Here is a 23,589-nt window from a genome sequence, read left to right on the forward strand (position 1 = left end):
TATCCACCACTTCTCCGGATACTTCAGTTGCTCCATACACCTTCACCGGAAAGTCGCTCACGATCGTGATCTGCCTGCAGATCGAGTGCTGGCCCCTTCGGTGTGATGCCGGTCGGGTTGATGGTGCGATGGCTCCCGTAGTAATGCCCTTTGATGTGCTCGAAACTCACTGTCTCTGCGATTCCCGGCCACTGATACAGCTCGCGTAGCCAGTTGCTGAGATTGGGGTAGTCCGCGATGCGCCGCAGGTTGCATTTGAAGTGGCTGTAATACACCGAATCGAAGCGCACGATGGTGGTGAACAGGCGTATGTCGGCTTCAGTGAGGTGTTTGCCTGTCAGGTAGCGCTTTTCGCCGAGCAGGTTTTCCAGCACGTCCAGTTCAGCGAACACATCGTCGAAGGCCTCCTCATACGCGCCCTGCGAGGTGGCGAAACCAGCCCGGTACACGCCGTTGTTGACCTTCGGGTAGATCTGCTCGTTGAGTTCGTCAATGCTCGCGCGTAACGCTTGCGGGTAGAAATCCAGCGTATTGCCGGTCAGCTCGTCGAATGCGGAGTTGAACATGCGGATGATTTCCGCAGATTCGTTGCTGACGATGCATTGCTGCTGCTTGTCCCACAGCACCGGAACGGTGACGCGGCCAGTGTATCTAGGGTCGTCGGCGGTGTAGCGCTGGTGAAGGAACTGCAGGTCATCCAGTGCATCGCCGCTGGAGCCTTTCTGCTGATCGAAGGTCCAGCCGTTTTCCAGCATCAGCCAACTGACCACCGAAACATCGATCAGGCTTTCCAGGCCCTTGAGCTTGCGCAAAATAAGCGTGCGGTGTGCCCACGGGCAAGCCAGAGACACGTACAGGTGATAGCGGCCCGCCTGCGCAGCAAACCCGCCTGCACCTGACGGTCCCGGCTGTCCATCGGGGGTGACCCAACTGCGTCGCTGAGCATTTTCGCGCTGAAATGCGCCATCTTTGCTGCTTTCGTACCACTGGTCTTGCCAGTGTCCTTCGACCAGAAGGCCCATGTCTGACTCCCATTTCCAGGTTATAGAGCTTGGAGGTCAGCGCAGGTGCATCGGTTCGACTGGATTATGGCCTTTCATCGTAGAAAGGCCGATGGGTCATAGATTCGTGTCGCGGCGATCCCAGAACACCTGCGCTTTGGCGAAGGCTTCGTCACGATCAGCGCCCAGGCCGCGCAAGGCGAGCGCCATGGTCGATATCAATGCCAATTGCGGGTAACTGTCTTCGATCTCTCCTCGCCACAAGGCCAGCAGTTGCTGCGGGTCGAGCGTCGCCGGTTTTACGTGGCGGCGCGGTGAGAGCGCTGGCCATTCTTCATCCCACGGCTGACCGCCGGTGGTGCCGTACAGGTGGCTGATGGTGTCAGGGTTGATCTCTATTTCGCCGCCATCACCTTTGACCACGATGGCGTTGTCACCGAGCAGGCTGCTGGCATCGCGATGTACGCTTTGATAGCCCGGGTGAAAAATGCTTTGCAAGCCACAGTGCGCCTGCAGCGGATTAAGAATGCGTGCCAGCGAATGAATGGGCGAGCGTAGCCCCAGCGTGTTGCGAAGATCGATCATGCGCTGCAACTGCGGTGCCCAGTCGGCGAGCGGAATGAACGCCAGATGTTCTTGCTCAAGCGAGGTCTTGACCGCTGACCAGTTGCGGCACAGCGGGATCTTCAGCAGGTCCAGCAACTGCTCGGTGTACAGACGCCCTGCGGTATGCGCGCCGCCGCCGTGCAGGAGGATCCTGACGCCGTTTTGCGCCAGGCATTTGGCTGCCAGCAGATACCAGGGCAGATGACGCTTTTTCCCGGCATAGGTCGGCCAGTCGATGTCGACCTGCGTGGCGGGAGCGTTGAGACGTTCACGCACCGCTTCGGTAAACCCCGCCAGTTCCTCGGGACTTTCTTCCTTGTGGCGCAGCAGCATCAGAAAAGCCCCGAGCTGGGTGTCCTCGACTTTTTCATCGAGCAGCATGCCCATGGCTTCCCGTGCTTCCTCGCGAGTCAGGTTGCGCGCGCCACGTTTGCCTTTGCCCAAAATGCGAACGAAGGTCGCAAAAGGATGTTCTTCAGGTGTTTCAGTGACAAGCGCAGCGTAATCATTCATATGCAATTGGTCGGTTTTGGCAGGCCCGCCAGCTTGGCGGCGAGTTTGGCGGGAGTGCCGTTGAACAGGCGGTTGAGGTGCATGCTGTTGCCTTTTTCCGCACCCAGCTTCAGCGCGGTGTATTTGATCAGCGGCCGCGTCGCGGGCGAAAGCTGGAACTCGGCGTAAAAGCCGCGCAGCAGTTCGAGGATTTCAAGGTGCTCTGCACTTAGCTCGATACCTTCCTCGGCGGACAGGGCGTGGGCGACGTCCAGCGACCAGTCGCTGAGGTCTTGCAGAAAACCATCCTTGTCCAGTTCGATGCTGCGCCCGTCAATGTTCAACTGTTTCATAACCAGGTATTGACCTTGTCGAAGCGCAACGACAGTTCCACGAACGCCGGGTAATCGATGCTGCTGACTCCGGCAGGGAGGGGCAGATTGCGTGCGCTAATGTCTTCGTCGAGGGCGAACAGTTGCGATGAGTCGACCAACGACTGAAGGGCTTTGAGTTGCGTGCTGGACGGCATCAGCGCATAGGTGGCATCGCCACAGAGCAGTACGCCATCCTGATTGCCCAGCAAGCGCAGGCAACTGTCCAGCCGGGTGTCGGCAAACGGCGAGTGAGAGAGAACGTGCAAAGTAGCCATCAGATTGTGATCACCTCGTCGTACCGGTCAAAAAGCGCTGACAATTCCGCGCGCGTAGTCAATTGGCTCATCTCTTCGCTCAATACGCCAGGAGAGATGCCGCGCTCGGCCAGGCTCTGTCCGCAGACGTAAAGGTCTTCGACACCGAACATCGGCAGGGCTTTCAGGTTTGCGGTCAGGTCTTTCTGTTGCAGGGCGTCGGGCGACTGCTGTGGCGACAACTGAAAAACCCCGTCGTCCAGAAACAGCAGGCCTACCGACAGATCGAATGCCCCGCCCGCCAGTACGATATCCAGTGCTTCGCGGGCACCTGGACCGGACCACGGCGACTGACGGCTGATAACCAATAGTGACCTGGGCATCTCATGGCCCTCCGAAGCAGATCAGGCGATCAGCCGATTGCACGGCATCGTGCAACTGGCCCAGCCCCGACAATTCCCATGGCTCGCGCAGGTTTGCCGCCGGCCGCTGATAACGCTCGGCCTCTTGCGTGTCGAGCACACCGCGACGCAACGCGGCGGCAATGCACACCACGCCGTCCAGCTTGTGCTCGACGATGAAGTCACGCCACTGCAGTGCCATATCCTGCTCGTCCTGCGGCGTTACGACGTTGGCCGACGCGCTGTGTACGCCGTCTTGGTAGAAGAACAACCGGACAATTTCATGCCCGCCTGCCAGCACCGCCCTGGCGAACTGCAAGGCTCGCCGAGAGGAGGGCGCGTGGGCGGCGGAAAAAAGGGAGATGGCGAATTTCATGATCGGCTCTGCCAACAAAACATGCGCAATGATAAAGAATTCAAGGGCTGGCGTGTGAGTTTGGCGCGTGTTGACCTGCAAGCGCTGGGCCGGGATGCAACGGTTTGCGCCTGGATTGATGCCCACTAGGCATCAATCGATGAAAACATAGCACTTATCGTTTCAAAGTGTGTCCGGCAGACTCCTTCCTCACAAGCGCTTACAACACTCTAATAAGATCGCTGGAGAACACTGATGCACGGCTCATCCTCATTACGAAAAGAATCCTCCCGGTCGAAGGCAGGCGCGGTATTTCGGGTTACCTCCGGTAATTTCCTCGAGCAATTCGACTTCTTCCTGTTCGGCTTCTACGCCACCCAGATCGCCTCCGCCTTTTTTCCGGCCAGCAGTGAGTTTGCTTCGCTGATGATGACCTTCGCGGTCTTTGGTGCGGGCTTCCTGATGCGTCCGTTGGGTGCCGTGATTCTGGGCGCTTACATCGATGACGTCGGCCGGCGCAAAGGCTTGATCGTGACCCTGTCGATCATGGCCAGTGGCACGTTGCTGATCGTTCTGGTGCCCGGTTACGCAAGCATCGGCCTGTGGGCGCCGGCCCTGGTATTGGTCGGCCGCTTGCTGCAAGGCTTCTCTGCCGGTGCCGAGTTGGGTGGCGTTTCAGTGTATCTGGCAGAGATGGCGACACCCGGCCGCAAGGGCTTCTATACCAGCTGGCAGTCAGGTAGCCAGCAGGTGGCTATTGTTGTCGCCGCTGCACTGGGTTACGGCTTGAACCAATGGATGGCACCTGCTGCTGTCGCTGACTGGGGCTGGAGAATTCCGTTCGCCATCGGCTGCCTGATCATCCCGTTCATTTTCCTGCTGCGCCGCAGCCTGCAGGAAACCGAAGAGTTCGCCACGCGCGCTCACCGTCCGACCATGCGACAGGTGTTCGCGACGCTGCTGCAAAACTGGCGCGTGGTGATTGCCGGAATGCTGATGGTGGCGATGACCACCACCACATTTTACCTGATCACCATCTATGCACCGACATTCGGCAAAACCGTACTCAATCTGAGTACCTCCGATGCGCTGCTGGTGACGTTGCTGGTCGGTGTCTCCAATTTTATCTGGCTGCCGGTCGGCGGCATGTTGAGCGACCGTTTCGGGCGCAAGCCACTGTTGGTCGCGATGACGCTGCTGACCATCATCAGTGCTTACCCGGCGCTGTCTTTCCTCGCCCTGGCGCCCAGCTTCGCTCATATGCTGGAAGTGCTGTTGTGGTTCTCGTTCCTCTACGGGTTGTATAACGGCGCGATGATTCCAGCGTTGACGGAAATCATGCCGGTAGAGGTGCGTGTTGCCGGTTTTTCTCTGGCCTACAGCCTGGCGACGGCGGTTTTCGGTGGTTTCACTCCGGCGATCTCGACCTGGTTGATCCACCTCACCGGCGACAAGGCTGCACCTGCTTACTGGATGACGTTCGCTGCAGCCTGTGCGCTGGGTGCCACACTGGTGCTCTACCGGCACATCTCGACCCGCCCGCAACTGGCTGTTTAATCAAGGAAAATCACTATGAAATCGTTATACAAAACTCAATTGGCCGCGCTGTTTCTCGGCTGTATCGCGGTCAGTGCGGCGGCGCAGGCTGAACAGCTCAAGGTCATGACCTCCGGCGGCTTTACGGCTGCGTACAAACTGCTCGGACCGCAATACGCGGCGTCTTCCGGGGACTCGCTGGACACCATTCTCGGCCCATCGATGGGCAAGGCGCCCGAGGCCATTCCGAATCGTCTGGCCCGTGGCGAGCACGCCGATGTGGTGATCATGGTCGGCTATGCGCTGGATGATCTGATCAAGCAAGGCAAGGTAGACCCGGCATCGCGGGTCGAGCTGGCTGACTCGCGGATCGGAATGGTGGTGAAGGAGGGCGCGGCCAAGCCTGCGATCGGCACCGACAATGAGCTCAAGGCGACCTTGCTCAAGGCCAAGTCGGTGGCTTACTCCGACAGCGCCAGTGGCGTGTACATCGAAAAAGAGCTTTTCAAAAAGCTCGGTATCGAGAAGGAACTCGCGCCGAAGGGCAAGATGATCGAGCGCATCCCGGTTGCTTCGGTAGTTGCCAAGGGCGACTACGAAGTGGGCTTTCAACAAGTTGCCGAGCTGCTGCCGATTCCCGGCGTGACGTTCGTGGCGAAGATCCCGGAAGACGTTCAGTCGGTCACCCGTTATGCCGCGGGCATCCCGGTCAATGCCGAGCACCCGAAGGAGGCGAAGGCCTTGCTGGATTACCTGGCCTCCCCGAAAGTCCAGGCCACGGTGCAGTCTACCGGGCTGGATTCAGTTCCCCGCTGAGCGTGACGGCATTTTCCTGACCAGCTGTTCCAGCTCGAGGGCTGCCGGTGTCAAGGTCCTGCCACGACGCTTGAGCAGCCCCACATTGCGCATCACCTCGGGTGCAACCAATGGCACGCTCACCAGAAACGGGTGAGCGGTTATTGGCATGGCAATCGACGGCACCGCAGCCACGCCAAGTCCGGCCTCCACCAGGCCGATCATGGTCGTGACATGGCGGGTTTCGCAGATGCTTTCCTTATGCGGGCGCGACGGGGCCAGCGCCTGATCCAGCACCAGACGATTACCTGAAGTGATGTCCAGGGCGATGTAATCGTGGCGGTACATCTCCTCCCAACTGACGCTTTCGCACATTGCCAGCGGGTGATCCCGTCTGCAGGCCATCACGTAGCGTTCCTGCAGCAGCAGTTCGAAATCCACTTCCGGCGCCAGATTGCCGCTGAAACTCACCCCGAAATCGGCTTCGCCCAAGGCAACCGCACTGTTGACCTCATTGGCGCTGGCGTCCATGACCCGAATTCTGATTTTCGGAAACAGCTGGTGGAAGGCGCTGATCACCTGAGGCATGAAGTAATAGGCGGCTGAAGGCACGCAGGCAATCGTCACGCTGCCCATTCGCGTGGAGCCGACGCCGTCGATGGTCATCAATGCGCTGTCCAGATCGTCCAGAATGCGCTCGACCTGAGGCAGAAATGCGCGGCCAACCGTGGTCAGGCTGACCCTGCGGGTGGTCCGCTCGAACAGCTTCACATTCAGCGCAGATTCGAGCTTTTCTATCCGCCGACTGAGCGCAGGCTGGGTGATCTGTACGGTTTCAGCGGCCTTGCGGAAGCTGCCATTCTCGACCACGGCACGAAATGCCTGGAGGTCGTTGAGGTCGAAATTGATGGGCATTGCGTAACCAGGATGATTGATTCGGTCTGGACATCAATATATCAGGTTGCGCACGTCAGCTCGCAAGGCGGGGAGGCGGGAGGGTTTCGTTGGCACCAGAAACGACAAAGCCCTGAATAATCAGGGCTTTGCGCTGCCAAATATGGCGGAGGCATAGAGATTCGAACTCTAGGACCTGTTACAGTCGGCAGTTTTCAAGACTGCTGCCTTAAACCACTCGGCCATACCTCCACTTCGTTGCGGGCGCCATAATACCGGAATGAAACAAGCTGTCAAACTCTGTGACTAGCCAGTTGCAGCGCCTCTGTTATGATCTTTGCAACTCAACATTTCAACAGCAAGGAGTTTCGCCATGCGCGAACAGGATTACAGCCTTAAAACCGGCATGCAGGCCGACCAGCTCGAGGTTAGTCGTGTCCTGCGCAATACTTACGGTCTTCTCGCCCTGACACTGGCTTTCAGTGGTGTCATGGCATTCGTCGCTCAGCAGATGCGCGTCGGCTACCCGAACATTTTTGTGGTGCTGATCGGCTTCTACGGTCTGTTCTTCCTGACCAACAAGCTGCGTGATTCGGTCTGGGGCCTGGTGTCGACCTTCGCCCTGACAGGTTTCATGGGCTTCCTGCTGGGCCCGATCCTCAACCGTTACCTGGGCATGGCCGGTGGTGCTGAAGTGGTCAGCTCCGCCTTTGCGATGACGGCTCTGGTATTCGGCGGCCTGTCAGCCTACGTACTGATTACCCGCAAGGACATGAGTTTCCTGGGTGGTTTCATCACCGCAGGTTTCTTCGTTCTGCTGGGTGCGGTAGTGGCCGGCATGTTCTTCCAGATCAGCGGTCTGCAGCTGGCTATCAGCGCGGGCTTCGTACTGTTCTCGTCGGTGTGCATTCTGTTCCAGACCAGCGCGATCATTCAGGGTGGTGAGCGTAACTACATCATGGCGACGGTCAGCCTGTATGTATCGATCTACAACCTGTTCATCAGCCTGCTGCAGATCTTCGGCATCATGAGCCGCGACGACTGATCAACAAGGCCTGACTAATCAGGCCGCTCTGCTTGAAAAAAGCCCCGACTCGTCGGGGCTTTTTGCGTTTCTGAGGTACGCAAAAGTGTCAGCCTTGGCCAATGATAATGCTGGCGAAAGTGCCGTTCTCTGCGATTGGCTGGCGAGGGTAACGACCCCATGGCATTCGTGCTCCGTCAGCACCGTAAAATCCTGACCTATCAGTCATATTTATCAACCTTGTTACAGTCTGCTCAGGCGTTTATCGGCTATCTCGTCATCACAAAAAATAATATCAGGCGATTCCCCAATGGCTGTAGGTGCTTGCCCATTTGGGGCCACTTGACATCATCGAACAGCGCTGGACACAAGATTTCAAGATGTGTCAGTTTTGTTACGCAACGCGATTTTACGCTTCGCAAAGCGAGTGACTGGACTCTCTCGCTACAGGGGAGAGTCCTGTCGTACCTAACCTGTCACACAGCAAACAAGGAAGTGTCATGACGAAAGTCAAAGAAAATGCTGCAATCCAACTTTCCGCTGCTACCAGCACCTCTTTCGACCAGATCAATGCGTTCGCGCACCAGTATGACCGTGGCGGCAACCTCACGATCAATGGCAAGCCCTCGTATTCGGTCGATCAGGCCGCTGATTATATTCTTCGCGACAACGCCGCCTGGACGGATCGCGATGGCAACGGCACCATCAACCTCACTTACACGTTCCTGACGGCCAAGCCTGCCGGGTTCGACAATTCGCTGGGGACTTTCAGTGCGTTCAACGCGCAGCAGAAAGCACAGGCGGTATTGTCGATGCAATCCTGGGCAGACGTCGCCAAGGTCAGCTTTACCCAGGCGGCTTCCGGCGGCGACGGGCATATGACCTTCGGTAACTACAGCAACGGCAGCGCGGGCGGGGCAGCCTTTGCCTACCTGCCCAGCGGCAACAGCCGCACTGACGGCCAGTCCTGGTACCTTGTCGATAACAGCTACAAGGTCAACACCACCCCGGACAATGGCAACTACGGCCGTCAGACCCTCACTCATGAAATCGGCCATACCCTGGGCCTTTCTCACCCGGGTGACTACAACGCGGGCGAGGGCAATCCGAGCTACAAGGACGCCACTTACGCAGAAGACACCCGTGGCTACAGCGTCATGAGTTACTGGAGTGAGTCCAACACTGACCAGAACTTCGTCAAGGGCGGCGCTCCGTCGTACTCTTCGGCACCGTTGCTGGATGACATCACTGCCGTTCAGCAGCTCTATGGGGCGAACATGAGCACCCGTGCCGGTGATACGGTCTATGGGTTCAACTCCACTGCCGGGCGCGATTTCTACAGCGCCACGTCCGCCTCTTCCAAGGTGGTGTTCTCGGTGTGGGATGGCGGGGGCAAGGATACCCTCGACTTCTCCGGCTTCACCCAGAACCAGAAGATCAACCTCAATGCCGCGTCGTTCTCGGATGTCGGTGGCATGGTGGGCAACGTTTCGATCGCCAAGGGTGTGGTGGTTGAAAACGCGGTGGGCGGTTCGGGCAATGACCTGTTGATCGGCAATGCTGCCGCCAACGACCTCAAGGGTGGTGCCGGCAACGACATCATCTACGGTGGTGGCGGCGCCGACAGCCTGACCGGTGGTGCGGGTGCCGACATCTTCGTGTTTGGCGCCAGCTCCGACTCCAACCGTGCGGGCCAGGATACGATTCGTGATTTCGTCAGCGGTCAGGACAAGATCGACGTATCGGCCATTTCCACGCTGAGCGCGCTGCAGTTCGTCAACGCATTCAGCGGCCACGCTGGCGAGGCGATCCTCAACTATAACCAGAGCAGCAATCTGGGCAGTCTGGCGATCGACTTCACTGGACAGGGCTTGGGGGACTTCCTCGTGGGGACCGTTGGTCAAGCGTTGGCTACTGATATCGTGGTTTAATCTGTAACAATCATGGACGACCCTGCGGTCGTCCATGATCTGGAAAGTACCCCGTCATGAAGATCAAACACGTTTTTCGAATCGTGCCGGCCGCCTTTGCGTTGCTGGCGGGTATTTCTGGAGCAAGCATGGCCATGAGTTTGAAACTGCCCGATCCTGCTGAACTCAGCGGCAAATGGCGACTTTCTCTTCAGGGAAAGACGAACGAAGTCTGTGAATTGCACCTCAATATCGATGTACCAAAACTGACGGGCGATCTCGCCTGCGCAGTGAAGTGGTTGCACGAAGCACCCACTGGCTGGTTCCCGACTCCGGATGGCTTGGCGTTCACCGACAAGGAAGGCAATCGCCTGATTCACCTCAATAACATGGGGGAGCAGATCTATCAGGCGAGTCTGCCCGACGGTGAGGTGCTGGTCCTTGGACGGCTCGCCGATTAAGCGTTTCATGGATATGCGCGAGTTGTTTGTCAAAACCCAGGGATGTCACTCCGTCACAGGCAAGACCATCAAGGAACAACCATGAGTGCGTTGCCCCAAAGCGCCCGGCCGCCGCTTTATAAAGCGCTGGCTGATTACAAGAGCGCGTTGATTGGTGTCGGTTGCTTTACCGCCCTGATCAACGTGCTGATGCTCGCCCCATCGATTTACATGCTGCAAGTCTATGACCGCGTACTGACGTCGCAGAACCAGACCACCCTGGCCATGCTGACGCTGATGGTAGTCGGGTTCTTTGCGTTTATCGGCTTGCTGGAGATGATCCGCAGCTTTGTGGTGATCCGCATCGGCAGCGAGCTGGAAAAGCGTTTCAATCTGCGCGTCTATCAGGCCGCGTTCGAGAGCAATCTGCACGCCGGGCAGCGTCAGGCCGGACAGGCGCTGGGTGACCTGACCTTCATCCGCCAGTTTCTCACCGGGCCGGCGTTGTTCGCGTTTTTCGACGCCCCGTGGTTCCCCATCTACCTGGCGGTGATCTTCCTTTTCGACCCCTGGCTTGGCGTGCTCGCCAGCGTGGGCACGGTGTTGCTGGTCGGACTGGCCTGCCTCAACGAATGGCTGACCCGCAAACCGCTGGCCGAAGCCAGCGGTTACTCGCAGCAGTCCGCACAATTGGCGACCCGACACCTGCAACAGGCCGAGGCGATCCAGGCGATGGGCATGCTCGAAGTGTTGCGGCGCCGTTGGTTCCATGTGCATGGGCGCTTTCTGGCCCTGCAAAACCGGGCCAGTGACACTGGCGCGGTGATCAGTTCGATCAGCAAGGCCCTGCGTCTGTGTCTGCAGTCGCTGGTGCTGGGCTTGGGCGCATTGCTGGTGATAAACGGAGACATGACCGCCGGCATGATGATCGCCGGTTCGATCCTCATGGGGCGGGTCCTCAGCCCCATCGATCAATTGATCGCCGTCTGGAAACAATGGAGTTCTGCACGCCTGGCTTACGGGCGCCTCGACCAGTTGCTCAAGACCTACGCCGAGCCCGCGCCGCGCATGCCACTGCCGGCACCGCGCGGTCAGATCAGCGCGGAACAGGTCAGTGCTGCGCCTCCCGGCAAAACGTCGCCGACCATTCAGCAAGTGAGCTTCCAGTTGCAGGCCGGTGAAGTGCTCGGCGTGCTGGGCGCATCCGGCTCCGGCAAATCGACCCTGGCACGCGTGTTGGTCGGTGTCTGGCCAGTGCTGGGCGGAACGGTACGTCTTGATGGTGCTGACATGCATCGCTGGGACCGAGAGGCGCTGGGCCCCTACATCGGTTATCTGCCGCAGGACATCGAGCTGTTCGGCGGCAGCGTGGCAGAAAACATCGCGCGTTTTCGCGAGGGTGATGCGAGCGCTGTGGTTGCTGCCGCGCAACTGGCGGGCGTACACGAATTGATTTTGCGCCTGCCGCAGGGCTATGACACGCGGCTGGGCGATGATGGCGCTGGCTTGTCCGGAGGTCAGAAACAGCGCGTCGCGCTGGCCCGCGCGTTGTATGGCGATCCACGACTGGTGGTGCTCGATGAGCCCAATTCCAATCTGGATGCCGCAGGTGAAGCGGCGCTGACTCAGGCGATTGCTGAACTCAAGACCCGCGGCTGCACCGTTGTGCTCGTCACCCACCGCACACAGTCTCTGAACCAGACCGATCGTCTGCTGGTGCTGAGCGAAGGTCGCATGCAGGCATTCGGCGCCACGGCTCAGGTGTTGCAGGCCTTGTCCGGGCAGACCTCACCCGCGCAAGCACCGCAAGCACACCCCCAATCGCAATCTCGCCCGGCACCTGCCGGGCTTTCCATGAGCCGTCAGTACGGCACGCAGAACAGGCAGTCCGACGTATGAACAGCCCTATCGACAGTCATTACGCCGTGCCGGGCAAGGAGCGCGGCGTGCAGTTCTTCGTTCGCGCGGGCTGGATTCTCATGCTGGCAGGGGCGGGCAGCTTCTTTTTGTGGGCCAGTCTCGCTCCTCTGGATCAGGGTATTGCCGTGCAGGGGACGGTAGTTGTTTCTGGCAAGCGCAAGGCCGTGCAGTCGCTGGATGGCGGTGTGGTCAGCAAAATCCTGGTCAGTGAAGGCCAATTGGTGAAAGAGGGCGAGCCGCTGTTTCGCCTCGATCAGACTCAGGTCGAAGCCGACGTGCAATCGCTGCGAGCCCAGTATCGAATGGCCTGGGCCAGCCTGGCGCGCTGGCAAAGCGAGCGCGACAACCTTGACGAGGTGCGCTTTCCTGCAGAACTGATTGCCGCCGGGCAGGGGCAAGATCCCGACCCACGGCTGGCGCTGGTGCTTGAAGGGCAGCGGCAGTTGTTCAGCAGCCGACGCCAGGCCCTGGCGCGCGAGCAATCCGGCTTGCAGGCGAGTATCGAAGGTGCCGGACTGCAGCTCGCCGGCATGCGCCGTGCCCGCTCGGACTTGCTGGCTCAGGCTGACTCGCTGCGCAAGCAACTGAGTAACCTGGAGCCGCTGGCGCAGAACGGGTTCATTCCCGGCAATCGCCTGCTGGAGTTCCAGCGTCAGCTTTCTCAGGTGCAACAGAGCCTGGCGCAAAACGCAGGCGAAACCGGACGTATAGAGCAAGGTATCGTCGAGTCGCGCCTGCGCCTTCAGCAGCAGCGCGAGGAGTACCAGAAAGAGGTGCGCAGCCAATGGGCCGATGCCCAGGTCAAGGCGCTTACCCTTGAGCAGCAACTGGCCTCGGCCGGTTTCAGTCTGCAACACAGCGCAATCCTTGCGCCGGCTGATGGCATCGCCGTCAATCTGGGCGTGCACACCGAAGGTGCTGTGGTGCGTGCCGGTGAAACCCTGCTGGAAATCGTCCCGCAGGGTACACGTCTGGAAGTCGAAGGGCGGCTGCCGGTGCAACTGATCGACAAGGTCGCCAGCCATCTGCCGGTCGACATCCTCTTTACTGCGTTCAATCAAAGCCGCACTCCACGGGTTTCCGGCGAAGTGAGCCTGATTTCCGCCGACCAGATGCAGGATGAAAAAACCGGCCAGCCGTATTACGTGCTGCGCACCTCGGTGGGCGACGCGGCGCTGGAAAAACTCAACGGGCTGGTGATCAAACCCGGTATGCCCGCTGAAATGTTCGTGCGCACGGGTGAACGCTCGCTGCTCAATTATCTGTTCAAACCTTTGCTGGACCGTGCCGGCTCCGCGTTGACGGAGGAATAGGATGTCTCGTCATCCCCTGAAAGCCGCTTTGCTGACGGCCATCCTGCTGGGCATTGCACCTTTGAGCCAGGCCATGGGCCCGTTTCAGGTCTATGAACTGGCGCTTCGCAATGACCCGGTTTATCTGGGCGCACTCAAGGAGCGCGACGCAGGCCTGGAAAACCGGGTGATCGGTCGTGCCGGCTTGTTGCCTCGCGTGTCATACAGCTACAACAAGGGGCGCAACGATTCCAAGGCGACCCTCAAAGGCAGCGCTCAAGACACCACTGACCATCGCCACTACAACAGTTTTGGTTCGAGCCTGACGGTTCAGCAGCCATTGATCGATTACGAGGCGTACGCCAATTACCGCAAGGGGCTGGCCCAGGCGCTGTTTGCCGACGAGACCTTTCGCAGCAAGAGCCAGGAATTACTGGTGCGGGTGTTGACCCTCTACACCCAGGCACTCTTCGCCCAGGACCAGATCAATATCGCGCGTGCCAAGCAGCAGGCGTTCGAACGCCAGTTCGCGCAGAACCGACAGATGTTCGAGCAGGGAGAGGGCACGCGCACCGATATTCTCGAAGCCGAATCGCGCAACGAACTGGCGATTGCCGAGCAGATCGAAGCCAGCGATGAGCAGGACGCGGCCTTGCGCGAGCTTGCCGCGTTGCTGGGCGAGCCGAGTATCGATGTTACGCAACTGGAGCCGTTGAGGGACAGCTTTCAGGCGTTGGTCCTGGCGCCGTCCAGCTTTACCGAGTGGCATGCGCTGGCGATGGCCAACAGCCCGATTCTGGCTTCGCAGCGTCAGTCCCTGGAAGTGGCGCGATACGAGGTGGAGCGCAATCGCGCGGGGCATCTGCCGACGGTGAATGCTTACGCAAGTATCCGTCAGAATGAATCGGACAGCGGCAACACCTACAATCAGCGTTACGACACCAACACGATAGGCATCGAGCTCAGTCTTCCGCTGTACGCCGGAGGTGGCACCAGTGCCTCGGTGCGCCAGGCCAACAGCAAGCGCGAGCAGGCTGAATACGAGCTGGAGGGCAAGACCCGCGAAACCCTGATCGAGCTGCGTCGCCAGTTCAACGCCTGTGCGTCAGGGGTGGGCAAGTTACGCGCCTACCAGAAGGCGCTGATCTCGGCGCAGGCACTGGTCGAGTCGACCCGCCAGAGCATTCTGGGTGGCGAGCGCATCAGCCTGGATGCCCTCAACGCCGAGCAGCAGCTCTACAGTACCCGTCGCGATCTGGCAAAAGCCCGTTACGACTATTTGATGGCCTGGATCAAACTGCATTACTACGCGGGCACCTTGCGCGACACCGATCTGGCGCGCATCGACGAGGCGTTCGTGGTGGCGCGCTGATCAAGCCTGCCTGGCGAAGCGTTGTAATGAAAAGGCCGAGAGATCCATATCGCTCTCGCCATCAATACAGCGTTGCGCCAGCGCCAGTCCGAGCCCGGCCGAATGCTTGAAGCCGTGGCCGGAACAGGCCGAGACCACCGTCACATTTTTCAGGTGCGGATGTTCATCGATGATGAAGTGGCAGTCCGGCGTGACTGTGTAAGCGCACACCGAAGACTTGACCACCTTTGGCGTCAGTCCCGCTATCCTGCCCTGCACCTGGGTACGGAACATTTCCTGTTCTTCCCGCGCGGAAATGGTGCGGTCCAGCTGGTCCGCCGCTGACGTCTCGCTGTATTGCTCGGTGGCGACCTTCATGCTGTTTTCACCGGGCAGCGGCGGGAAGCCGTAATTGACATCGGCGTCGCCCGGCCCGTGACTCAGGATGAAGCTTGGCGACCGCGCAGCAAAGGCAGCCTCGTGCTGCAACTCGAACCAGAACAGCTTTTGCCGGCACACCCGCAGCAGGTCGCTGAACGGTGCGCCGAGCAGCCCGGATGACCACATGCCCGCGCTGACCACGACCTTGTCGGCGATGATCGAGCCCTTGTCGGTGGTGATTCGTACCTGATCGCCATGCGCCTGTAAGTGCGTGACCGTTTCATGGGTCAGCAAACGCGCGCCATGTTGCCTTGCCAGCTTGAGCTGTACGGCGATGCAGCGCTCGGGCCGAACGAATCCGCCTTCGGGTTCGAAATAGCCGATAGCGCTGTCCAGTACAGGAGCGAACTGAGGGAAGCGCTCGCGAATCGCTGCGGCCGCCAGTACCTCGTGCTTCACCCCATAAGTACGGGCCAGCGCGATGGTCTGATGGGTGAAGTCGTTGACGTCCTCGGGATCGTAGGCCGGGCTTGAGGTCATCACCAGCACACCGCACTGCTCGAACAGCGATTCGCCGCTCAATGCTTCAAGTTCGCGCCAGATGCGCTGCGAGCTGCGTACCAAGGGCAGGTATTGCGGACCCTCACCGGCCGATAGCCGCGTGATGCGTGTATCGCCGTGACTGGAGCCTTGTGTGTGCGGAGGGTCGTAGCGGTCGATGCCAATCACATCGACTCCAGCCTTTGCCAGCTGATAGGCAGTGGCTGCACCCATGGCACCCAGGCCCAGTACGGCCACTTTACAACGCTGTTGCATAGGGGAGCCTCGATAAATGGTCTATCTCACTATGGACAGCCTGTCGAATCAACCGCCAAACGTGCATAAGGTTATGTCAGGCGACCTCGTGGGCCATTACAGATGCCATCACACCGGGATTGCAGGCACCCGTCAAAAATTTACGCTTGCACTGCTCAGGGTTTTTAAGGTCCGAAATCGATGAAAAGTTGTCCACGGAAATCGTGGGTATGTCTGTGGGTAACTTTTTGAAACCCTTGTTACACGTGGCTTACAGCTGTGTGGTTATTTTATGAACAGCCCATGTTTTGCACTTCTATGGTGCTGTCGTCCGGGTACAAAACCGGTCCGCTGTAAGCGAATTTGGGCACAAAAAAGAAATATTTTCCAAAAAAAAGCGCGACCCTGATCAGGTCGCGCTGCTTTGCTGCGGGTTCAACCGGCGGCTATCAAGCGACAGGCTGATCGCTCCATTCGCCATTGACCAGACGACGCAGGCCCAGCGGGTTGGCGTTCTGCAACGCGGGTGGCAACTGGCTGTCCGCCAGGTTCTGATAGCAGACCGGGCGCAGGAAACGGTCGATGGCGAGGGTGCCCACCGAAGTACCGCGCGCGTCCGAAGTTGCCGGATACGGACCGCCGTGAACCATGGCTTCACAGACCTCGACACCGGTCGGGTAGCCGTTGAACAGAATGCGCCCGACTTTCTCTTCGAGAATCGGTTGCAGCCAGCTGTACTGGCTCAAGTCCGCAGGCTCGCCGATCACGGTCGCAGTCAGCTGACCACGCAAGGCTTGCAGCGCGTCCTTCAACTGCGCATCGTCAGCGACTTCGATCAGCAGCGTGGTCGGGCCGAAGACTTCCTCTTGCAGCAACTGATCACCGTTCAGCAACAGGCTGACGTCAGCCTTGAACAACTGCGCCTGAGCCTGCTTGCCTTCCTGAGGCTTGCCGGCCAGATGTGTCACGCCAGGATGCGCCAGAAGATGTTCCACACCCTTGCTATAGCTGCGCAGGCCACCCGCGTTGAGCATGGTCTGCGGAGCCTGACTGCCCATCTGTTCGGTCAGTTGCTCGATGAATGTCGAGAACGCCGGAGAACGCAAGCCGATGACCACGCCGGGATTGGTGCAGAACTGGCCGGCACCCATGACCACCGAGCCGGCAAGCTCCTTGGCCACGGTTTCACCACGTGCCTGCAAGGCGCCTGGCAGCAGCACGACCGGGTTGATACTGGACATTTCGGCAAACACCGGAATGGGTTGTGGACGCTCGGCGGCCATTTTGCACAGGGCGTTACCGCCGTTCAGCGAGCCGGTGAAACCGACCGCCTGGATGGCCGGGTGCTTGACCAGACCTTCGCCGACGCCGTTGCCGAAGATCATGTTGAACACGCCTTTCGGCATTTGCGTACGCTCGGCAGCGCGAATGATGGCGCTGGCCACCAGATCGGCAGTCGCCATGTGACCGCTGTGCGCCTTGAACACCACCGGGCAACCGGCGGCCAGTGCCGCTGCGGTATCACCGCCCGCAGTGGAAAACGCCAGCGGGAAGTTGCTCGCCCCGAACACGGCAACCGGGCCCACGCCGATGCGGTACTGGCGCAGGTCGACGCGTGGCAGCGGCTTGCGATCCGGCAGCGCCAGGTCGATACGGGCACCGACGAAATCACCGCGACGCAGAACCTTGGAAAACAGACGCATCTGGCCACTGGTGCGACCGCGCTCACCCTGAATGCGCGCCTGGGGCAGGGCGGTTTCCTGGCAGACGATGGCGACGAAGTCATCGCCCAGGCCGTCAAGCTCATCAGCAATGGCGTCGAGGAAATCGGCGCGACGGGCCGGGCTCAGTTGACGATATTCCGGGAATGCAGCCTTGGCAGCCAGTGCCGCGGCGTCGATTTCGCCGTCGGTGGCCTGATGAAAGCTGTAAGGCAGCTCTTCACCGGTGGTGGCATCCAGGCTTTTTTGCAGGCTCTGGCCCAAAGCGCTGCGGCCGCCAGCGATGAAGTTCTGGCCGAGAATGTTAGGCATCGGTATCTCCTGTTGTTTTGAGGTTGGAGGTCGGCAGGGAAGGTATCCGGACCGGCGCTCCTTATGGGTTGCCGAGTTGCTTTACAGATTGTCAGTGATGGGGCGTCTAAAAGCAGGCCAGCCATCATGTTTTCAGTTATCAGTGGGCAGTCATCGTACAACCTGATTCGCTGCCTGTGCAACTGTCGACCTTATTTGCCAGGCCGAGTGCCTTTGCTCTTTATAGTGCATGGGCGCAATCAAGCCTCTATCGTGGCGCGCCTTCATGACCTTTTGAGGTCTTGCAGCGCATCTAGCACCTGACGCAGCGCCTTGCTGATCGGTTTGTCCTGGCGCAAGGCAATTCCCAACGTGCGACTCAGCGGTGTTGCCAGGGGCAGCATTTGCAAGCCGCGGCGATGGTGCAGCGCAGCAACGGCCATCCGCGGCACGATGCTGTAGCCCAGGCCTGCAGCGACCATTTCCTTGATCGCTTCGATGCTGCCCAGTTCCATGACCGGTTTTACCCGGATCCCTGCCTGCAGGAACCATTCATCGATCAGCAGGCGCGTGCTGCTGCCTGCTTCGAACACGACCAGTGGCTGTTCGCTGAGGCGCTCCGGGGTCATGTGTGCCGGCATCGGTCGCTGGCTGCTGGCGAAAATCGCCACGAACTCATCTTCGAGCAGCGGTGTGATGTGCAGGCTGCGGCCGGAGGCGGGCAGGGTGACCAGTGCCAGGTCCAGAAGGTTTTCTTCGACCGCCTTGAGGATGCCGTCGGTGTTGCCGGTGCTGACGCGCACATCCAGTTCGGGGAAGCGCCGACGCAGCGCCTGCAACATGGGCGGCAGCAGATGGATGCAGGCTGTTGCGCCGGTGCCGATGGCGACTTTCCCGGCAATGCCGCTGGCATGGCTGGACAACTCCTGCAGGGCGTCTTCGACCACGGCATCGATGCGCGCGATATGCTCCAGCAGTACATTGCCAGCGGAGGTGGGTTTGAGGCGTTTGCCGACCCGTTCGATCAGTTGCAGCTTCAGTTGTTCTTCCAGCTGTCGCACGTGCAGGCTGACCGCTGGCTGGGTCAGGTGCAAACGCTCTGCCGCCGCGGAAAAACTGCCATGAGCGATGACCAGCGAAAACGTGTGCAGGTGATTGAGGTTCAGCCGACGCATGACAAAGTATTTCTTATACTGTGGATGACAAATCATAGCTTTTTTAAAGCTGTGACGGGCTGCATCATTACGGCCTTCACACACATTCGTACAGAGCCTGGACATGACTTCAACCCTTGACCTGCGTGACGCCCGCGACGATGACATGCCCGCCGTGCAGGCGATTTACGCTGACCACGTGCTGCACGGGATTTCCAGCTTCGAACTGGAGCCGCCCGATCTGGCCGAATTGCTGCAGCGTCGTCGCATGGTCCTCGCCAAAGGCTTGCCGTATCTGGTCGCCGAGCGCGCCGGAGAAGTTGTCGGCTATGGCTATGTCACGCCGTATCGACCTCGCCCAGGCTACCGCTTTACTGTGGAGGATTCGGTGTACGTGCGCGACGGACTCGGCGGTCAGGGGATCGGCCAGGCGTTGTTGAGCACCCTGGTGCAGCATTGTGAAGCGGGCGGCTGGCGGCAGATGATTGCGGTTATCGGCAATAGCCAGAATATCGCTTCGTTGCGCCTGCATGAGCGTCTTGGCTTTCGCCGGGTCGGCGTGTTCGAATCGGTCGGTTTCAAGCATGGCCGTTGGGTAGACACGGTACTGATGCAGCGCATGCTGGGCGAGGGCTGGGCCAGTGTTCCGGTGGAGCGCACCTGACCCTGCCATGGCTCTGCTGTACAAAATTAAATTGTCGAACAATCTGGCTCAATAGCGTTGCCAGCGCTTGCCTGAATCGTTAGGGTACGCGGCTGTTCAAGAAGGAGCCTGATATGACTCGGCATGACCCCACGGAAACGGGCACGGCAGTCACTCGACAGCGACGCGCGCCAAAGGGCGAGAAGAGCCGCGAAGAACTGCTCGATGCGGCCCTGCAAGTGTTTTCCCTTGAAGGCTACACCGGCGCTTCAGTGGCCAAGGTGGCAGCCATCGTCGGTATTTCCGTCGCCGGACTGCTGCACCATTTTCCGAGCAAGATCTCGCTGCTGATGGGCGTGCTGGAGCGACGCGATGAGGTCAACGGCCGAATTGCTGCTGAAGTCCGCACCGATAACACCCTGACCGGTCTGCTCGGCGGCTTGCGCGCGATCAACCGCTCCAACGCTACGGCGCCCGGCGTGGTACGTGCGTTTTCGATCCTCAATGCGGAAAGTCTGCTGGAAAACCAGCCTGCCTTTGAATGGTTCCAGACGCGCTACGAGCGCATTCACGCGCACTTGCTGGGACAGTTTTCGGCCTTGGTGGAACGCGGGGAGGTACGTGCGGATGTGGATCTGGACAAGATCATCCGGCAGATTCTGGCGATGATGGATGGTTTGCAGATTCAGTGGTTACGCTTTCCCGATCAGGTGGACCTGGTCGAGTGTTTCGATACCTACATTGCGCAGGTCGATGCAGCGGTAAGGGCTCGTCCCTGAGCCTTTATTTGTCCGTTTACCCTTCAGTCAGCTAATGCTTACTCGACGGTCTGCTTGAATACACCGCCGGTCTTGACCGGTGGTTTCTCGACCAGAACCGAGTTCAGAGCGGAGCGTGGCAGCGGGTTGCTGGTGGTGGTCGACAGTTCCTGACGGAACGAGTTGACCAGCTTGGCGTTCAGGCGGATGTCCTGCGACGACGAACCGAGCGAGATGTTGAAGGTGTCGGCATCGACCACCCACTGCTTGCTCTTCTCGTCAAAGTAGGCCAGCGAGCGGTCATTCAACTCGATGGTCACACGCTTGCTTTCACCCGGCTTGAGGAACACCTTCTTGTAGCCTTTGAGTTCCTTGATCGGACGCTCGACTTTCGGGTTCTGCTGGCCAACGTACAGCTGAGCGACTTCCGAACCACCGACCTTGCCGGTGTTGCTCAGGTCGAAGGACACCTTGATCGGCGTATTGCCGACCGCGACACCTGGCGTGACCTTGATGTTGCTGTAGCCGAACGTGGTGTACGACAGACCGTAGCCGAACGGGTAGAGCGGCTTGATGCCTTTCTTCTCGTATCCGCGATAACCCAGCAGCAGGTCATCCTTGTAATCCATTTCGGTCAGAGTGTTCTGATTGTCGAATTTCGGGAAGGAAGCGTAAGCCGGGTTGTCTTCGATGTTGCGTTCGATACTGATCGGCAGCTTGCCCGACGGGTTGACCTTGCCGAACAGGATCTCGGCCAGGGCCTGACCACCGTTCTGACCTGGGTAGAAAGCGTGCAGCGCTGCTGGAACCTGTTCGATCCAGTCGCTCATCTTCAGACCCGTACCGCCATACATGGTCACCACGGTATTGGGGTTGACCTTGGCGATGTTCTGGATCAGCTCGTTCTGGAACTCAGGCAGATCGAAGCTGTGGTCGAAACCTTCACCTTCGTATTCGTTGCTGTTACCCACGGCAACCACGACGGCGTCATAACCGGACAGGTCCTGAGGAGCGTTCAGCGAAGCGGAGCTCAACTGCACACCTACCAGGCCGCCCATGGTCGACAGGTAGCCGGCACGACGCGAGTACTCGAGCTTCACGTCGTAAGACTTGCCTGCTTCCAGATTGATCTTGGCGAACTCTGGAATGGTTGGCGGAATGCTGTTGCCCGGAAGCGGCTTGCCGTCACCGTTGTCGATGATTTTCTTGCCGTTGACCCACAGACGCACGGCGCCGTCGGCACGCACCTTGAACACCTGCTCGCCGCTCTGGGTCGGGGTGACCTTGCCGGTGTAGCGAATCGATGTCGACGATGTATCGCCGTTCAGTTCGCCAGCAGTCGAACCTTTGCTGGTGTACGGATCGGACGTCGACGTGTTGCTTTCGAACGGCAGGTTTTTGTCGTTGGCCCAGTCCAGGTCAACATGCTTCTCGGTGCGGGTGACCGCTGCATCACCAGACCAGTTGGTGTTGCTGAAGTACTCGACCTTCATGCCCTGAACTTCATTGCCCGTTGCGTCGGTGGTGGTCCAGGCACTGGTGCTTGGGTCCAGCGACAGGCCTTCGATGAAGTCGACCTTGGCGTTAGGCGCGATTTGTTGCAGGCCGCTCAATTCGCTGACGTAATGGCTGGCCATAACGTTGGCGCTGCCGAAACCGGTTGGTGGCGAGTACTTGGCCAGGGTGCCGACAACGGCGATTTTCTTGACTTTCTGCTTGTCCAGCGGCAGCAGATTGTCCTGGTTTTTCAGCAGGACGATACCTTCACGCGCAGCGTTCAGAGCAACCTTGTTGCTGGTCGAGCTGTTCATGTTGTGCGTGGTCAGCGGCGTCTTGCTGTCGAACTTGTACAGGTAGATCTGCTTGAGGATGCGGCGGACCTTGTCGTCGATGGTCGCAGCGCTCAGGTCGCCGGCGTCCAGATGCGGCTTCAGCACGGAGCTGTTCATCTGGTAGCCCATCATGTCCAGATCGGTACCGGCGCGGGCAGCGTTGAAACCGTGAACGACAGCGTTGTAGTCGCTCTGTACGAAGCCTTTGAAGCCCCATTCCTTCTTCAGGATCTGGGCGATCAGGTGGTCGCTTTCGCAGGCGAAATCACCGTTCACCTTCTGGAAGGCACACATCATCATCGCCACATTGCCGTTTTTCGACGACGATTCGAACGCAGGCAGCGACATTTCGCGCAGAACGCGCTCTGGCATTGTCTGGTTCAGATTGAAGCGGTTGCTTTCCTGATCGTTGGCCGCGTAGTGCTTGGCGTTGGCCCATACACCACGAGACTGGATACCGTTGATGACGCCTGGTGCCAGGCTGGCGCCGAGGAACGGGTCTTCACCGGAGAGGTATTCGAACGCACGGCCGCCGTACGGCATGCGATACAAATTGACGCCGGGACCAGTGATGAACTGGTAGCCGCCGACGGCAGTGTCATAACCCAGCGCGCGGCCGAGGTCGATGGCACGACGCGGGTTGAAGGTGGCGGCCAGGTTAGGACCGGACGGGTAAACAACACCCTGATCGTTGCCTTCGCTGGTGTAGCGCACGCCGACACCGCCGTCAGCGCCGTGGATCTGCGGAATGCCGTAGTTGGTCAGCGGCTTGACGTCCCAGCCGCCGGTGCCGCCGATGTAGGCCAGCTTTTCTTCCATGGTCATTTTGGCCAGGGTTTTCTGTGCGGCTTTTTCGGCGCGATCTTCACGCCCTTGTTGCACGGTAGGGTCAGCGGCGTGCACCTGGGATACTGCCAATGCCAGCAAGGCCAGCGCCGAGTGCGCGCCTATCATCTTTCGCTTGTTCATATTGCTCTCCAACTGCGTTTCAAATATCTGTCTGCCTGCGCACGTGCGCAGGATCATTGCGTTCTTATTTACCGCTTTCCGCCAACTTTTTCTTTCGGCAACAGTTTCCCATCGTCGCGTTTATTCCCTGTTGTCAGGGCGCGAGTTAGGACTCCTTAGTTGCCGTATTAGTTTTGTTTGGCGTTTCTTTTTTTACTTGTGGTGCGCCACTAAAGTGACATCACGTAGTGGCGTTTTGAATCTACAAAACGGTACAATTAAGTCTAAAACAAGGCATAAATGTCAAATAAAAGCGTATTTTTCTTCGATTTTGTATTTTTTCTTTACAAATGAGGAACTCTTGTTAAACCTACTGGTCGATGGGTTTAAGATTTTTCAGGACGAAGAAAGACAGCTCGCA

General features: G+C 59.0%; 21 protein-coding genes and 1 tRNA gene. 10 read left to right on the forward strand and 12 right to left on the reverse strand.

Annotation, left to right across the window (positions count from 1 at the left end; translation table 11 throughout):
• Positions 1-23 precede the first annotated feature (23 nt).
• The 6 genes from LCH65_RS24185 to tusD all read right to left on the reverse strand — a co-directional run bounded on the left by LCH65_RS24185 (position 24) and on the right by tusD (position 3,504).
• Positions 24-1,022 (reverse strand): glutathione S-transferase family protein, encoded by a 999-nt coding sequence (locus tag LCH65_RS24185; RefSeq protein WP_226439864.1) that lies wholly within the window; start codon positions 1,020-1,022, stop codon positions 24-26.
• A 96-nt stretch (positions 1,023-1,118) separates the two neighbouring features.
• On the reverse strand, positions 1,119-2,120 hold the full coding sequence (locus LCH65_RS24190) for a glycosyl transferase family protein (RefSeq protein WP_226439865.1): 1,002 nt from the start codon (positions 2,118-2,120) through the stop codon (positions 1,119-1,121).
• Positions 2,117-2,452 carry a TusE/DsrC/DsvC family sulfur relay protein gene (locus LCH65_RS24195; protein ID WP_003317943.1) on the reverse strand — a complete coding sequence of 112 codons (336 nt, stop codon included), beginning with the start codon at positions 2,450-2,452 and terminating at the stop codon, positions 2,117-2,119. Before LCH65_RS24195 ends, LCH65_RS24190 begins: the two co-directional genes overlap by 4 nt.
• On the reverse strand, positions 2,449-2,748 hold the full coding sequence (tusB, locus tag LCH65_RS24200; protein WP_226439866.1) for a sulfurtransferase complex subunit TusB: 300 nt from the start codon (positions 2,746-2,748) through the stop codon (positions 2,449-2,451). The genes LCH65_RS24195 and tusB overlap by 4 nt, the downstream gene beginning before the upstream one ends.
• Positions 2,748-3,110, reverse strand: a complete 363-nt coding sequence (tusC, locus tag LCH65_RS24205; RefSeq protein WP_226439867.1) for a sulfurtransferase complex subunit TusC — start codon at positions 3,108-3,110, stop codon at positions 2,748-2,750. The genes tusB and tusC overlap by 1 nt, the downstream gene beginning before the upstream one ends.
• A 1-nt stretch (position 3,111) precedes the next feature.
• On the reverse strand, positions 3,112-3,504 hold the full coding sequence (tusD, locus tag LCH65_RS24210; RefSeq protein ID WP_003371788.1) for a sulfurtransferase complex subunit TusD: 393 nt from the start codon (positions 3,502-3,504) through the stop codon (positions 3,112-3,114).
• A gap of 234 nt (positions 3,505-3,738) precedes the next feature.
• Between tusD and LCH65_RS24215 the strand changes: the two genes are divergently transcribed.
• Complete coding sequence (locus LCH65_RS24215) at positions 3,739-5,040, forward strand: MFS transporter (protein WP_003435999.1); 1,302 nt, start codon at positions 3,739-3,741, stop codon at positions 5,038-5,040.
• A gap of 15 nt (positions 5,041-5,055) precedes the next feature.
• Positions 5,056-5,835 (forward strand): substrate-binding domain-containing protein, encoded by a 780-nt coding sequence (locus tag LCH65_RS24220; protein ID WP_226439868.1) that lies wholly within the window; start codon positions 5,056-5,058, stop codon positions 5,833-5,835.
• Here the strand turns inward: LCH65_RS24220 and LCH65_RS24225 are convergent.
• Both LCH65_RS24225 and LCH65_RS24230 read right to left on the reverse strand, forming a co-directional pair.
• The gene (locus LCH65_RS24225) at positions 5,821-6,729 is read right to left on the reverse strand and encodes a LysR family transcriptional regulator (protein WP_003371793.1); all 909 of its coding nucleotides are present in this window, start codon (positions 6,727-6,729) and stop codon (positions 5,821-5,823) included. The genes LCH65_RS24220 and LCH65_RS24225 overlap by 15 nt on opposite strands.
• Positions 6,730-6,872: 143 nt before the next feature.
• A tRNA-Ser gene (locus LCH65_RS24230) sits at positions 6,873-6,960 on the reverse strand.
• Positions 6,961-7,081: 121 nt separating this feature from the next.
• On the opposite strand from LCH65_RS24230, the gene LCH65_RS24235 reads away from it, so the two are divergent.
• The 6 genes from LCH65_RS24235 (at position 7,082) to LCH65_RS24260 (ending at position 14,666) form a co-directional block, all read left to right on the forward strand.
• The gene (locus LCH65_RS24235) at positions 7,082-7,753 is read left to right on the forward strand and encodes a Bax inhibitor-1/YccA family protein (protein WP_003317937.1); all 672 of its coding nucleotides are present in this window, start codon (positions 7,082-7,084) and stop codon (positions 7,751-7,753) included.
• Between the two features lie 479 nt (positions 7,754-8,232).
• Positions 8,233-9,663 carry a serralysin family metalloprotease gene (locus LCH65_RS24240; protein WP_003435995.1) on the forward strand — a complete coding sequence of 477 codons (1,431 nt, stop codon included), beginning with the start codon at positions 8,233-8,235 and terminating at the stop codon, positions 9,661-9,663.
• A 56-nt stretch (positions 9,664-9,719) separates the two neighbouring features.
• Positions 9,720-10,103 (forward strand): protease inhibitor Inh/omp19 family protein, encoded by a 384-nt coding sequence (locus tag LCH65_RS24245; RefSeq protein WP_003435993.1) that lies wholly within the window; start codon positions 9,720-9,722, stop codon positions 10,101-10,103.
• 81 nt (positions 10,104-10,184) lie between these two features.
• Entirely contained in the window at positions 10,185-11,981 is a 1,797-nt protein-coding gene (locus tag LCH65_RS24250) for a type I secretion system permease/ATPase (RefSeq protein ID WP_054081081.1), read from the forward strand.
• On the forward strand, positions 11,978-13,315 hold the full coding sequence (locus LCH65_RS24255) for an HlyD family type I secretion periplasmic adaptor subunit (RefSeq protein WP_003435991.1): 1,338 nt from the start codon (positions 11,978-11,980) through the stop codon (positions 13,313-13,315). The genes LCH65_RS24250 and LCH65_RS24255 overlap by 4 nt, the downstream gene beginning before the upstream one ends.
• 1 nt (position 13,316) lies before the next feature.
• Positions 13,317-14,666 carry a TolC family outer membrane protein gene (locus LCH65_RS24260; protein ID WP_226439869.1) on the forward strand — a complete coding sequence of 450 codons (1,350 nt, stop codon included), beginning with the start codon at positions 13,317-13,319 and terminating at the stop codon, positions 14,664-14,666.
• Here the strand turns inward: LCH65_RS24260 and solA are convergent, their stop codons facing one another.
• The 3 genes from solA to LCH65_RS24275 form a co-directional block, all read right to left on the reverse strand.
• The gene (gene solA, locus LCH65_RS24265; protein ID WP_003435989.1) at positions 14,667-15,842 is read right to left on the reverse strand and encodes an N-methyl-L-tryptophan oxidase; all 1,176 of its coding nucleotides are present in this window, start codon (positions 15,840-15,842) and stop codon (positions 14,667-14,669) included.
• 428 nt (positions 15,843-16,270) lie between these two features.
• On the reverse strand, positions 16,271-17,854 hold the full coding sequence (locus LCH65_RS24270) for an aldehyde dehydrogenase (NADP(+)) (RefSeq protein ID WP_103736175.1): 1,584 nt from the start codon (positions 17,852-17,854) through the stop codon (positions 16,271-16,273).
• A gap of 263 nt (positions 17,855-18,117) precedes the next feature.
• Positions 18,118-19,008 (reverse strand): LysR family transcriptional regulator, encoded by an 891-nt coding sequence (locus LCH65_RS24275; protein WP_226439870.1) that lies wholly within the window; start codon positions 19,006-19,008, stop codon positions 18,118-18,120.
• Between the two features lie 103 nt (positions 19,009-19,111).
• On the opposite strand from LCH65_RS24275, the gene LCH65_RS24280 reads away from it, so the two are divergent.
• Positions 19,112-19,651 (forward strand): GNAT family N-acetyltransferase, encoded by a 540-nt coding sequence (locus LCH65_RS24280; protein WP_096136710.1) that lies wholly within the window; start codon positions 19,112-19,114, stop codon positions 19,649-19,651.
• Between the two features lie 113 nt (positions 19,652-19,764).
• Positions 19,765-20,409 (forward strand): TetR/AcrR family transcriptional regulator, encoded by a 645-nt coding sequence (locus LCH65_RS24285; protein WP_226439871.1) that lies wholly within the window; start codon positions 19,765-19,767, stop codon positions 20,407-20,409.
• A gap of 38 nt (positions 20,410-20,447) precedes the next feature.
• On the opposite strand, the gene LCH65_RS24290 is transcribed toward LCH65_RS24285, so the two are convergent.
• Positions 20,448-23,189, reverse strand: coding sequence for a glycoside hydrolase family 3 C-terminal domain-containing protein (locus LCH65_RS24290; RefSeq protein ID WP_042931063.1), 2,742 nt, complete (start codon positions 23,187-23,189; stop codon positions 20,448-20,450).
• Between the last annotated feature and the right edge of the window lie 400 nt (positions 23,190-23,589).

This window comes from Pseudomonas sp. MWU16-30316, assembly GCF_020515645.1.
GTDB classification, from domain to species: domain Bacteria; phylum Pseudomonadota; class Gammaproteobacteria; order Pseudomonadales; family Pseudomonadaceae; genus Aquipseudomonas; species Aquipseudomonas cerasi.